The sequence below is a fragment of the Lactiplantibacillus sp. ME-2 genome, from assembly GCF_022549155.1.
In the GTDB taxonomy this organism is placed as follows: Bacteria; Bacillota; Bacilli; order Lactobacillales; family Lactobacillaceae; genus Lactiplantibacillus; species Lactiplantibacillus plantarum.
Map to the genome: position 1 here is coordinate 51,885 of NZ_JAKZEQ010000012.1, position 13,253 is coordinate 65,137.

At 42.8% G+C, this 13,253-nt stretch carries 10 protein-coding genes; 4 read left to right on the forward strand and 6 right to left on the reverse strand.

Features of this window, described 5'->3' with window-relative positions; all coding sequences use genetic code 11:
- Positions 1–6 precede the first annotated feature (6 nt).
- The 4 genes from MMY95_RS06370 (at position 7) to MMY95_RS06385 (ending at position 5,039) form a co-directional block, all read left to right on the forward strand.
- Complete coding sequence (locus MMY95_RS06370) at positions 7–1,533, forward strand: hypothetical protein (RefSeq protein WP_015640410.1); 1,527 nt, start codon at positions 7–9, stop codon at positions 1,531–1,533.
- Positions 1,534–1,865: 332 nt separating this feature from the next.
- A complete protein-coding gene (locus MMY95_RS06375) occupies positions 1,866–2,012 on the forward strand; it encodes a hypothetical protein (protein WP_241277552.1) in 147 nt (48 codons plus the stop codon).
- Between the two features lie 1,759 nt (positions 2,013–3,771).
- On the forward strand, positions 3,772–4,626 hold the full coding sequence (locus MMY95_RS06380; protein ID WP_241277553.1) for a phage integrase N-terminal SAM-like domain-containing protein: 855 nt from the start codon (positions 3,772–3,774) through the stop codon (positions 4,624–4,626).
- A gap of 212 nt (positions 4,627–4,838) precedes the next feature.
- Positions 4,839–5,039, forward strand: coding sequence for a sterile alpha motif-like domain-containing protein (locus MMY95_RS06385; RefSeq protein WP_003640551.1), 201 nt, complete (start codon positions 4,839–4,841; stop codon positions 5,037–5,039).
- Positions 5,040–5,202: 163 nt separating this feature from the next.
- Here the strand turns inward: MMY95_RS06385 and msrA are convergent, their stop codons facing one another.
- The 6 genes from msrA to parE form a co-directional block, all read right to left on the reverse strand.
- Complete coding sequence (gene msrA / locus MMY95_RS06390) at positions 5,203–5,718, reverse strand: peptide-methionine (S)-S-oxide reductase MsrA (RefSeq protein ID WP_003640552.1); 516 nt, start codon at positions 5,716–5,718, stop codon at positions 5,203–5,205.
- A 27-nt stretch (positions 5,719–5,745) separates the two neighbouring features.
- Positions 5,746–6,180: a peptide-methionine (R)-S-oxide reductase MsrB gene (gene msrB / locus MMY95_RS06395; protein WP_003644417.1), complete on the reverse strand. Its 435-nt coding sequence runs from the start codon at positions 6,178–6,180 to the stop codon at positions 5,746–5,748.
- A gap of 127 nt (positions 6,181–6,307) precedes the next feature.
- Positions 6,308–7,237: a manganese-dependent inorganic pyrophosphatase gene (locus tag MMY95_RS06400; RefSeq protein ID WP_003645032.1), complete on the reverse strand. Its 930-nt coding sequence runs from the start codon at positions 7,235–7,237 to the stop codon at positions 6,308–6,310.
- A gap of 22 nt (positions 7,238–7,259) precedes the next feature.
- A complete protein-coding gene (locus tag MMY95_RS06405) occupies positions 7,260–8,219 on the reverse strand; it encodes a LysR family transcriptional regulator (protein WP_003644418.1) in 960 nt (319 codons plus the stop codon).
- Between the two features lie 183 nt (positions 8,220–8,402).
- A complete protein-coding gene (gene parC, locus MMY95_RS06410) occupies positions 8,403–10,853 on the reverse strand; it encodes a DNA topoisomerase IV subunit A (RefSeq protein WP_053267890.1) in 2,451 nt (816 codons plus the stop codon).
- Positions 10,854–10,866: 13 nt separating this feature from the next.
- Entirely contained in the window at positions 10,867–12,873 is a 2,007-nt protein-coding gene (parE, locus tag MMY95_RS06415; RefSeq protein ID WP_003640557.1) for a DNA topoisomerase IV subunit B, read from the reverse strand.
- Positions 12,874–13,253 lie beyond the last annotated feature (380 nt).

Consider the following 13,253-nt stretch of genomic DNA (forward strand, 5'->3'; position numbering starts at 1 on the left):
AGGTGCATGCCGATGAAGTGGTGCTATAAGATATTTCAAATTACCGTTCTCACGATTGCAGCTGCCTTACTCGGGTGGATGATTGTCGCCAACTGGCAAGTCAACCTGAAATTACACCTCGCAATCAGTGCTTGGATAGGCGCTGGTTTATTCGTATTGTTCATTGGTGCCACGATTGGCCTTGGCAGCTGGTGGTTGAGCCGCCACCAAACTAGCTGGTTAGTTGCAGCACTGATGGGGTTAGCTATCTTAAAATTTCCACTAGTTGCAGGGTTAAAGATCGACCCGACCTCAGATTTCTGGAATTACCATACACTAGCCGCGTTTAGTGCCCAAGGATTCACCTGGACCCAACTGTTACACCATGGTATCGTTGGCAATTACGTCGTTTTTCCGCACGCTTTAAATATCGCGAACGGCTACAGTTTAGTCGCGGCTTTTGGCGGGGCCAACTTTTTTGTCAGCCAACTAATCAATATTGGGTGTACTTTAGTCGATATGGTCTTAATTTACTGGCTAGTCGCACGGTGGCTCTCACGACAATTAGGCATCATGGCTGCCCTCATTTTTTACTGGATTCCAGCTTATTGGCTGTACGGCACGCTCTTAAATGGTGGTGAACCGTTCTTTTTCACCAGCGTCCTACTCATGATGTATGCGCTGACGCGGGCATTAGTTCCACTCACGACGACCACAATCACGGATCGACGACTATACCTAGCGTTAGCGATCGTGATGACTGTCGTGGCCAATATGCTGAGGCCAATCATGGGCGTCTGGCTAATTGCACTGGGTTTGATGAGTTTGTGTGTCCTGCTTAAGTCTCACCACCTTTACCGCGTTCAAGTACGTCAGCTCCTCATATACATTGCGGTCGTGTTAGGGCTCATGTTCACAGCGACTAATCTCGACAGCTGGTTATATGGCTTTAAGGTTGCGCCAGCCCAAGTTGAAACTTTATACAGCCTGGCTACGGGGACAGATGTTAAAAGTCACGGGACCTATAGCCCGGCACTACAAGCTACCGTCAGCCACGAATTACGGGTGGCGCCCACGTTGACGCAAGCCTATCCGCGAATCACACGAACGATGGCGAGGACTTTGCAGACTAATCTCAAACAAATCAAGCCACAGTTGGGGTCATTTGTTAATGAAAAAATGCAGGGCTTTATTCGTGAGGATTATGGCTATGATTGGAGCTTATATAACTTAAGCCATCATCCCGGTTTGCTTAACCGCCACTGGTTTTATTTAGCCCCTATATTGATTACAAGTGCGACGGTTTATTGGCAGGCAATGCTGGTGATTGCGTTATTCAGTGTTTTAATGGGGCTGGGACTGCTATGGCATCAACACTATCTTAACCACTATTTGCTAATGGCAGCGCTTTTGTTAGACGGTTTCACCTTAAGTGCTTTACCATTAGAAGTACAGGGCCGCTATCATATTATCTTGTACTTACCAATCCTTATGTTGATGACTTGCGGGATCGCGGAGGCCAAGCTCTGGCGGCGTCAAATCAAGCAGAGTTGAGTGGCAGTGGCCATTTCAAGATCAATACCCAAATGAATCGTTAGCGTTCGAAGTTCACTGAATGAAAATTAAACTGATGATATAAAAAAGATTATTACTGACAGTAGTGACTGTTACTTCAGTAATAATCTTTTTATAATGTTTAAAAGGGGACAGATCGTCTAATTTGTACCATCAAATTATTGTGGCTACGGTCATAGTTAATAGCTGGCACTGCCAGTATCGTTAGCAAATACCACGGATCAATTGACTTTAATGGCCCGTAATCCCCATTTACTAATGCCGATTGGGCGCTCGTCAAGGTGCCAGGACAGCCCGGTGATGACCACTAAATGATTGATTGCTCTTCGCCAACATGTCATGGCAACGGGTTTCAAGCTAGGGCGACCGTGCAACTTAAGCAGGGCGACAGTCAGTACTATGGGCGATGGATGACGCTGTTAGTGCGGGGGGTGGTTCGGCGTAATTACGCGGGCTAGCAAAATCATTGCTATGAGCCGTCATGTCAATCTGCCAGGCTTCAGCCAAAACGTGTGTTGCAATGGATATTGTCGTCAAAACCATTGAATTGCCCAATTGATCCGATAAAACTGGTGTTGAAGCGGTTTTAGAATGCGTTGAAATGGAATAGGCTTAAGAGTAGGGCGACCGGGTGCTATTTTGGGCCGGGTAGGGGTTGTCACAAAAGGTTGAAATGAACCCCAACGACCCATTTGGGCGTAATATCGGTTTGCGTGATGACATTGCGTTCGTGACAACTTGCTGCAAATTACACAATTTTATTAGCCGTGGTATTGAAAGAACCCATCACCCCGGTAAATTATTCACCAAACTTTTGATCTAGCACATGTCCAACAAACATATGAGGCCATGGCGAATTATTGTTCGTAGTCTGCAATAATTGTTGACACTAAATTGACTGGCACAATCAGCTTCAATAAATACGCTTAATTTTAGGACTAATGGTCTGAAATTAACAAGTTGTCAAGCCACAATTCTGACTAATAATCGTCCAAAAACAGTTGAAAGCTAGGCTAGTTGCCGTTAATTACCGGGGCTTCATACAACCGCAGTACTCAAGGATGCCACTCACATTTATGGTGTTTAGCAAGCGGCCTCTAATATAAATTACGGTAGACTGATGTGGTTGCCGACCAGATAAATTAGTATTACAGACTGGTCTAAATTACACATCTTTAACATTTTTGAACGTGGCTGATGATTCAGTTAAGCGCGTGATTGAACACTGTCATGATACGGTTTTTGGCGTTTCCGGTCCATGGCAAATCATGTCTTTTGAAAAAATAAGGCTGTCGTTAGCAAACCATCGATTCAATAAATCGGCTTGATAAACAATTACGTTCTAAAAGCCAGTTTTAAACCCAAGGTGCACAGCAATTCAGTCGATTGACTAACAGTTATGAGCAATAACATCATTAACACAGTCAAAAGCTATTTCATGATGCATGGTGGCCACCTTATGAATCATAATCATATATTCACGGTAAGTCACATCAATATGATTCAGTGAGTTCAGTAGATTTTATAAAAATGTGCCATAAATTAATTTGCCACTCAAAAATTATCGCTGTGCTAGCAGTAAACTTGATGACAATTCACGCGATAAAAGCGGTTTGTTGTGATTATGATGGCTTATGTGTGGATTATGGGTAAATCTAGCTAGGGGGCTTTTTTTACATTTTCTAGTTTACATAATATATATTATACAAAGTAGAATTAAAAACAAAATTGCTCCCCCACGACCTGATTTAGGTCCCCTGTGGTAATTTTTTGATTTTAAGTTAGCTTTCTGGTGATTCAGTTCTCAGATTGTCATTTTGTCGCAATCATTTTGCTGGCTCTAACTGTTCAGAATTTTTCAAGACGTCCGCTTAACTTAAATTATTTTTTATGATTCACAAACATCAACACTAAAATTAGTCGATTGAATTTCAACCGAGCATTTTTCGTTAATTCGGATCAACTTATCTGAATCACTAAAAGTTCAAATGTTTTCAGACTCCTAAATCCAATTATCACTAGTTTGCATGCACGCTCATGATTTGCTGATAACTAACATCGATTTTACGGTTTATTTAAGGGACAACTTCTTCAACTAATAAACGAACACGCGCTTAGAACGCGTCTCTCAGCATCGGTCAAATCGCTTGTTTTTGTTGTAAATTTATGTTTTAGTTAAAGTAAGAATTCTAACCCAGAAAGGATGTCCTACTATCAATGACCGCTAAATTTCCGTATGCTAAAAGCTTTCTCGCCTCATTAGAAACTGCTGGCAAGCAAGCTAGTACGATTGAGCAATATGAATTAACCTTGGCTGACTTTTTCAACTATGAGCAGCATTTCAATGAGACCTTTGCTAAGGATCAATTACTAGCAGATTTAACTGAGAATGATATTCAAGCTTACTTGGCAATGCTCCGTGAACAACGCCAATTCAAAACATCGACACTGAACAAATGTCTGTCGAATCTAAACGGCTACTTTAGCTATTTATTTTCACACCGAATTATTACAACTTTACCAACCTTTACAATTAAAGGGCAACCCTTGACCAATCGTCAACAAACAACGACCTGGCCAGAGAAATTAGCGGCATGGTTAGCAATGGATGATCTGCATCCATACACCCGCTTATTCTTGTTACTAACGACCAAGGGTTATACTGCCACGGAGATGCTAACCCCAGGGTTTTATCAGCAGTTGAATGCAATTACCTTTACAGCAGTAGAACAGGCTTTTCTGGTTAAACTACGGGCCTATTTGCAGCCATTACAGACTCAAAGTGGTAGTTCGGACCTTTTTTTAAAGCAGCGTCAACGCGGAACCGACCCACATCTCACCCTCGCGGCATTGCATAAATACTTGGCGGGTGATAGTCAACGTTTAGGTGTGCCATTAAAGCCGGTTGCATTGCGCCAGGACTTCATGCTGTGGTTTCTCAATCAACACCGGACGACCGAACCGACTGAGATCATGCAACAACTACGGTTAGATGAAACCAGCCTCGAATATTACCAAAACTTGCTACGACAACGTGATTTGCGAACTTTAAAAGCCACTAAAACCGACTAAGTGACACTGATAGGCTAACTGCTACAGTTAGCTTTTTTAGTTAAAGTAACTTTACGTTGTTGCACGATCTTTACATAACTTTACAAACACGTCACAAGCATTACGTGGAATTTGCTAGTTAATTAAGAAGCCTTAAAACGCCTATACAACGCGCCTTTTTGCAGTTAAACTAGTTTTATTGAATTTAACTAAAGTATTGAAAGGATGATTTGATGACATTCTATCGTTGGTTAGAACCGTTTATTGAACAAAATGGTCCGTTCGCGCCAGCCGCTTGTTATGCGCACTCAGATTTTGATTTTCCTTTGACTAGTAATGTTCATGAATTATCTGATTATATTACTTACTTAAATATTCGTGACTCAGTCAAAAAATCATTTTATTCAGCATTGGACGCGTACCAAGCAAGTTAACAATCATAATTGAACTCAAAAACCAACCTACTAGCCCAGCGACGATTGCTGTGGTTGCAGGTTGGTTTATTCGTGTTTTTAGCCTTATTTTTATCGAGATGAGACTCAAACGATACGAAGATCGCAAATCTGAGCCATTTTCAACGCTTAATCACCATCTAGCTTATTGCCAATGTTGCTTAATAAACGCCTCACGACCACCCATTTCTTCGATTTGATAACGGAATGGATTGCGTCGATAAAAGTCTTGGTGCTCGGCTTCTGCGGGATAAAATGGCTTCGCATCTTCAATGGTTGTCACAATCGGCTCAGCAAACTTACCGCTAGCCGCAAGTGCATCTCTTGAAGCAGTTGCAGTTCGACGTTGAGCTTCACTATTAACAAAAATTACCGGTCGATAACTGTCACCACGGTCCTGAAATTGGCCAGAAGCATCGGTTGGATCAGTCTGACGCCAGTAAATTTCGACCAAGTCAGCATAACTGATTACATCTGGGTCAAAAGTGATTTTAACCGCTTCAGTATGCCCAGTCGTGTGGCTGGCAACTTGTTCATACGTCGGATTAGCGACGGTACCACCAGTGTAACCTGAAATGACTGACTTGATCCCGGGCTGTTGATCAAACGGTTTGACCATGCACCAGAAACAGCCACCAGCAAATATTGCAGTCTCTGTCATCTAAATTCCTCCCGTTTATTAACTCAATTATTTAAATAAACTCTGATACTGACCATAACCAGCCTTTTCAAGGTCGGCAACTGGAATGAACTTCAGTGCTGCTGAATTAATACAATAACGAAGCCCGCCGCGATCTCGTGGCCCATCTGGAAAGACGTGACCTAAATGTGAGTTTGCTTGTGTGCTAGTCACTTCTGTTCGATGCATGCCAAACGACTCGTCACGGTGTTCGTTAAGATTAGTCTGATCGATTGGTTTAGTGAAGGATGGCCACCCACAACCCGCATCATATTTGTCACGCGAGCTAAAGAGTGCTTGACCACTAACTACATCAACGTAAATACCTTCCTGGTAAAAGTTATCATACTCACCGCTAAATGGCCGTTCGGTCGCTGCCTCTTGAGTAACGGCGTATTGTTCAGGCGTTAGACGCTGTCGTAATTCACCTTGCTGTTTATCCATTACTATCAGTCCTTCCATAATTGAGTTGTGTACAATCTAATTACAGTATTTATCATACCCCAATCTAGCTAGAATGCAAAAAAGAAGCTCCAACAAGTGGTAGCTTCTTTTTAAATTAATCTGTAAATTAAGCGTTGAAGGCGTCCGTTAATTGAGGGACAACTTGCTTCTTACGTGAAACGACACCTGGTAAGCTTAACCGGTTGTTAGCAATCGTCTTACCAAAGGCTTTTTCAACAGGTTCCGTTGGGTTACCAACGACTAATAATTCCGAGTTACTATCTAAGATATTAGTAGCCAAGATTAAGAATAAATCATAGCCGTCACTCGCATTTTCGTCTTTTGCAGCAGATTCTAAAGCAGCTTGACGCTTGAAAACATCATCCAAGTCAACTGTATTGATTTGCGCAACGCGCACGGTCTTGCCAGCCATTTCAAATGACTTCGCATCGGCATCGATTAATTCCTTTTCAGTCTTGCTGTCAAGGTTAGTGCCCGCTTTAAGCATTGCTAAACCATACGTTTCATAATCAATATCAGCAATTTTAGCTAAGTCTTTAACAACTGCCACGTCAGTTTCCGTTGTGGTTGGGGACTTTAAGAGTAATGTATCTGAAATGATTGCAGATAACATTAATCCAGCTAACTTGGCTGGAATTTCAATGTCATTTTCTTTGAACAACTTGTAAATGACAGTGCTGCAGCAACCAAGTGGTTCAGCCCGGTAGAATAATGGTTGGGCCGTGTCAAAACCAGCAATTCGATGATGATCAACCACGTGACTAACAGTTACGTCAGCAATGTCACTCACACTTTGTTGAGGTTCGTTATGATCAACAAGCATAACACTGTCAACTTCATCACTGGCCTTAGTAATCACCCGTAGTGCTGGTTCATCGAAGTAATCCAAAACAAATTGAGTTTCTTCGTTGGGTTCGCCTAATGCAACTGCTTCAGTGTCCGCTCCCATCTTATTTTCGTAGTATGAGAACGCCTTAGCCGCCACGATTGCGTCGGTATCAGGATTTTGATGTCCAAAAACTAATTCCTTACTCATTAGCACAAAACTCCCTTAAAACTTATTTTTGATTAATCTTTTGTAACCGTGAAATATAATCTTCGGTCCGTAAGTAGGCATCAAATTCATCAAGGAAATTCTTGATTCGCGGAATTTGGTCCTTATCTTTACGGAAGACAAAATTTAAGTCAAACTTGATGGCTGGTTCAAATGACAACGTGTGGAGCTTATCAGTTGCCGGATTAGCCACCATAAATGAATTTGGCAACGCCGTGTTAGTATTAGTTGCTGCCACAAAGCGATAAATCTGTTGTGGCGTCGTAAACCGTGCGACTGCCGTTGGCAAATCAGCCAACTGGTTCTTATAAGATTCCTTAACCACTTGATCCAAGTAATAGTTTTCAGGATACGTTACCCATGGATTGAGCGTCGTATCTTTGAACTTGATGCGCTTCTTCTTCGCTAACTTCTCGTCACCCGAAATGAATAGCAATTCGTCTTGGATAATCTTCTTAGACTGGTATGGCTTCCAGTTCTTGATACTTTCATCAGGTAGGTACATGACTGCCAAATCAATCCGATTATTTTCTAATCGTTCCCAAATCTCTTTACGCGTCAGCATGTGCAACGAAATAATAACATTTGGATTGGCCTCGTAATACTTAATGGCAAAATCCTCAAATACATGGTCTTCAATTGAAGCTAGCACGCCAATATTGATTGTTCCTTGAGTAGCACTAGTTGTCTGCTGGATTTCATCAGTTGCCTTGTTCAATACACTATAAATACTGTGGGTTGCGTTAAGCATTGTGTAACCGGCGTCAGAGAGACGTAACTTTTTCCCAACGGAATAAAATAAAGGGGCACCAACGGTACGCTCTAGTTTTTTGATCTGTTGGGTCAATGCTGGTTGCGTAATTCCTAAAATTTGAGCTGCCTGTGTGTAATTCATAGTTTCAGCTAGTTGCAAGAAATACGTTAACGTTTTCGATGAGAAAATACTTTCTTGAGTTGTCTTCATGAATTTTACCTGATCCTTTCTTCTTATCGCCATCTTATGATATCTATAATTTTATACAAGATTCAAAGTGAAAGCAAGCGGTTGTTATTGGTAAATAAAGCTTAACTAATTCATAATCTTTTACCCTGTTATAATATTATCTTAATCGAATGCCCGTTAACGTGCAAGTATTCGCATTGGAAACTATACCGTTAGTGGGATCGGATGGATCTGCATAGAAACAGGTTCCCCTTCAGTATCAGTATCAACTACAAAAGAGCCATTAGAATAACGCGCACTAGTAGGATGATCATCATTCAAGATCGAATGGTGCTTACCACGATCAGTCAGCACATCAAGTGCAACCCCATTTGCGTCACTAGCAACTAAGACATAATCAGCGACCCGGTGTGGATTATTTTTTAACTCCCGTAAGACTTGAACGCCCCGCCGTGCACGACTTGTCACGGGTAAATCTGCCACCTTCATCTTCTTGAATGAACCCCGTTGCGTAATCATGGCAATCAAATCATCATCTGCGGCGATTGTTGCCCGTACAATGGCATCGTCGCGCAGATCCATAGATTTCACGCCGACCGCCTTCGCACCAATCGTTGGGACCTCGCTTAAATCATAGCGAAGGCCATACCCATGTTGCGTTATCAGAATCAGGGTTCCCGTTGGTGCAGCTGGTAAGTATTCGACTGTTACAACGGTTGCATCGTCTGACTTCATTTTGATGAACTGGCTGGCCCGAGTCTTATAAGTTCGACCCGGCGTGTAATCAGCAAAGGCCGTTTGTTTGATATAGCCGTCACTAGTTGCCACTAAGAATTTTCCGGTAGCTTTAAGGTTCTCAAAAGAATAGACCCACGTGATGCGCTCGTTTTCAGCCAGCCCAATCGTCTGAGAAATGTGCTCACCGGTATCTTTCCATTTGGCGTCAGCAATTTCATAAATCGGCCGGTAAATGAGATGGCCCATGTTGGTGAACATCATTAAATGATCTAACGTGCTATTTTTAGCTAGATAGATTGGATAATCCTCATCTTTAAGCCCGTTATCATCAGGCTCAGACGCTGAATAAGAGCGTAAGCTGGTTCGCTTGATATAGCCATCATGGCTAATCATGACAATGACGTCTTCTTGTGGAATCACGACCTCGGTCTTGACCTTTAATTCTTGAATTTCATTTTGAATCTCAGTCAAACGGCTCGTTGGATAGGCTTTTTGAACGGCCTTTAGTTCGCGCCGTAAAACTTTATCGAGTTCTTTAGGCTCTACCAGAATCAGCTGATAGGTTGCGATAGCCTTGGCCAGTTCAGCTGATTCTTTTTCTAGCTGCGTCACATCGGTATTGGTTAACCGATAAAGTTGCATTGTCACGATGGCTTCAGCTTGAATCTCAGAGAAATCGAATTGACTGACCAAGTTCTGTTTGGCGTCCTTCTTATCCTTGCTACCACGAATCGTTTTAATTACTTGGTCGAGAATGGACATCGCCTTGATTAATCCTTGAACGATGTGTTGGCGATCCATAGCCTTCTGTAAGTTAAATTGGGTCCGACGGGTTACAACGTCCCGTTGATGTTCCAAGTAGGCCGTTAGAATCGTTTTCAGCCCAACGTGTTCGGGCCGTTGATGATAAATGGCGACCATATTGAAGTTATAAGTAATTTGTAGATCGGTATTTTTGAGTAAGTAAGTCAGAATACCTTCTGCATTGACGTCACGCTTCAGTTCAATCACCACTGATAATCCCTGACGGTCACTTTCATCACGAACTTCGGCGATACCTTCGATCTTCTTCAGAATGCGAATTTCATCAATTTTTTTCACCAATTGCGCCTTGTTAACTTCATAAGGGATCTCTGAAACTTCAATCTGTGATTTATTCCCCTTAAGCGGTACGATCTTGGTTCGCGAACGCACGACGATACGCCCACGGCCAGTTTCATAGGCTTGCTTGATACCTGCTAAGCCTTGAATGATCCCCCCAGTTGGAAAATCGGGGCCCTTGACAAAGTCCATCAAATTTTCAAGCGTTGCCTTAGGGTGATTCATCAGGAATAAAATCGCATCAATGACTTCACTCAAGTTATGCGGCGGAATTTCCGTTGCATAACCGGCTGAAATCCCCGTTGCCCCGTTAACTAATAAGTTCGGAAAGCGGGCCGGTAAAACAGTTGGTTCGTACTCCGTATCATCAAAATTTAGGACCATATCGACAGTCTTTTTATCAATGTCTTGAAGCATTTCACCAGCGATTTTGCTCAAACGTGCCTCGGTATACCGCATGGCGGCAGCCGGATCACCGTCCATGGAACCATTATTCCCGTGCATTTCAATCAGCGGTTCCCGTAACTTCCAGTCCTGACTAAGACGAACCATTGCTTCATAAATCGAAGAATCACCATGGGGATGAAAATTACCCATGACGTTTCCGACTGATTTAGCGGACTTACGGAACGCTTTGTCAAAGGTGTTGCCATCCTGATTCATGGCGTATAAGATTCGTCGTTGTACGGGCTTCAAGCCATCACGGATGTCTGGCAAGGCCCGTTCTTGAATAATATATTTAGAATAACGGCCGAAGCGGTCGCCCATGACGTCTTCAAGGGTTAGTTCTTGAATTTTTGGTTGTTCAGTTGCCATTTTACGACCCCCTCTATTGTTTTAGCTGTTGTGCCAATTCTTCGTCGGCTTGCTCATGTGCGGATGAGACGGCCTCGTTATCTAGTAACGACCCGTCTTCGTCCAAATTAAAGTGGACGTTACTTTCGATCCATTTTCGACGAGGTTCAACTTTATCACCCATTAACGTTGTGACCCGTTTTTCTGCTAAGGCAGCGTCATCGATTCGAACTCGGACTAAGGTCCGTTTTTCAGGATCCATGGTTGTTTCCCATAGCTGTTCCGCGTTCATTTCGCCAAGTCCCTTGTAGCGCTGGAGTGCATAGCCCTTACCAAATGACTTGGTCTTGAGCGTTAACTCTTCGTCAGTCCATGCATATTCCGTCCGTAACTGCTTGTTCTGCTTCTTTTGTAATCGATACAGCGGTGGCAACGCAATGTAGATTTTACCAGCGTCAATCATTGGCCGCATGTACTTATAAAAGAATGTCAGTAAGAGAATTTGAATATGGGCACCATCGGTATCGGCATCGGTCATAATAATGATCTTGTCATAATTACTGGCCTTAATATCAAATTCAGGACCAACACCCGCACCAATTGTGTAAATCATGGTATTAATTTCTTCATTCTTGACAATATCAGCTAATTTGGCCTTTTCGGTATTCAACACCTTACCACGTAATGGCAAAATTGCTTGGAACTTTCGATCACGCCCCTGTTTAGCTGAACCACCGGCCGAATCCCCTTCGACTAAGAATAATTCATTCTTCTTAGCGTTTTTAGACTGCGCTGGCGTTAATTTTCCAGAAAGTAACCGTTCCTGCTTATGACGCCGCTTACCGTTTCGGCTTTCATCACGGGCCTTACGGGCAGCCTCACGAGCCTGCCGAGCTTTGGTGGATTTGCGAATCAGCATTTGAGCAAATTCACCATTTTCCATCAAGAAGAATTGAAGTTGTTCACTCACAATATTATCAACAATCGTTCGTGCTTCGGGTGTTCCGAGCTTTTCCTTAGTTTGACCTTCAAATTGTAAGAGATTTTCCGGTACTCGTAATGAAATAACAGCGGATAACCCTTCACGGACATCGGAGCCTTCCAAATTTTTATCCTTGTCCTTCAATAGGCCAACCTTGCGAGCATATTCATTGAACGCTTTCGTCCAGGCACTGCGGAACCCTACTTCATGAGTCCCACCGTCTGGCGTCCGCACGTTATTGACGAATGACAACAAGTTTTCCGAATAGCCATCGTTGTACTGCGCAGCGACCTCAACTTCGACACCTTCCTTAGTGCCGTCAAAGAACATAATATCCCCGAGGGTGTCCTTATCTTCATTGAGGTAACTGACAAACGCCTTGATACCATCTTCGTAATGGAAGACCAGCTCTTGTTGTTGATTTTCCCGTTCGTCAGTCAGCGTGATTTTAACGCCTTTCAGTAAGAATGCGGATTCACGCAACCGTTCAGCCAATGTTTGAAAATTATAAACCGTCGTTGTAAAGATACTAGCGTCCGGCTTAAAAGTCATTGTCGTTCCAGTTGGCTTATTAGTCTTCCCTTTCTTTTCAAGGGTACCGACGGGATGACCCCCATCTTTGAAATGTTCAACGTAACGGTAGCCATCACGGACGATGGTTACCGTCAATTCGGACGACAATGCGTTAACGACGCTCGCACCGACCCCATGCAGCCCACCAGAAGTCTTATAACCACCCTGGCCGAACTTACCACCAGCATGCAAAACCGTGAGGATAACTTCAGGTGTTGGAATACCAGAAGCATGCATTCCAACTGGCATCCCACGACCATGATCGACAACGGTGATGCTGTTATCGGCGTGAATAATCACGTTGATTTCTTTACCATAGCCAGCTAAAGCTTCATCAACAGCATTATCGACAATTTCATAAACTAAGTGATGGAGTCCGCGGCCGTCCGTAGAACCGATATACATTCCGGGACGTTTCCGAACGGCTTCTAATCCTTCAAGTACTTGGATTGAAGAATCATCATATTTTGGGCTTTTCTTGGCCATTCTCACAACTCCTTTTATCTTTAAAAATCTACCTCAACTAGGTGCGGCTTTCAGGTAACCGTAATAAAATAGTCCTAAAAGCCCCAACCTGTCAAGGTACAATTATGTTAATTTCTAATTGTCACTTGTGGCTCTTCATCTGTTAGCATACACGTTAACAACTAAAATAGCAAACACACGTTCGCGTTTAAAACTATCTTTTAAAAATTAAGCCACTTACTAGCTTACCTCATGTTGATTCTAAGCGCCAGTTCAATGAATAAACTTATTACTGGTCACGACTAGTTCTTAAAATGCGTGATTAATTTGACAGTTAGCGCTTTAAAGGCCCTAACCACCCGCTTTTAGGCACATAATAATTATCAAAAAATCATTTTATT

Excerpts from the sequence above, each read along its gene's own strand:
- parE (WP_003640557.1), bottom strand. The coding sequence starts at position 12,873 with ATGGCCAAGAAAAGCCCAAAATATGATGATTCTTCAATCCAAGTACTT.
- MMY95_RS06375 (WP_241277552.1), top strand. The coding sequence starts at position 1,866 with ATGATTGATTGCTCTTCGCCAACATGTCATGGCAACGGGTTTCAAGCT.
- MMY95_RS06405 (WP_003644418.1), bottom strand. The coding sequence starts at position 8,219 with ATGAAGACAACTCAAGAAAGTATTTTCTCATCGAAAACGTTAACGTAT.
- msrB (WP_003644417.1), bottom strand. The coding sequence starts at position 6,180 with ATGGATAAACAGCAAGGTGAATTACGACAGCGTCTAACGCCTGAACAA.
- MMY95_RS06385 (WP_003640551.1), top strand. The coding sequence starts at position 4,839 with ATGACATTCTATCGTTGGTTAGAACCGTTTATTGAACAAAATGGTCCG.
- msrA (WP_003640552.1), bottom strand. The coding sequence starts at position 5,718 with ATGACAGAGACTGCAATATTTGCTGGTGGCTGTTTCTGGTGCATGGTC.
- MMY95_RS06370 (WP_015640410.1), top strand. The coding sequence starts at position 7 with ATGCCGATGAAGTGGTGCTATAAGATATTTCAAATTACCGTTCTCACG.
- MMY95_RS06400 (WP_003645032.1), bottom strand. The coding sequence starts at position 7,237 with ATGAGTAAGGAATTAGTTTTTGGACATCAAAATCCTGATACCGACGCA.
- parC (WP_053267890.1), bottom strand. The coding sequence starts at position 10,853 with ATGGCAACTGAACAACCAAAAATTCAAGAACTAACCCTTGAAGACGTC.
- MMY95_RS06380 (WP_241277553.1), top strand. The coding sequence starts at position 3,772 with ATGACCGCTAAATTTCCGTATGCTAAAAGCTTTCTCGCCTCATTAGAA.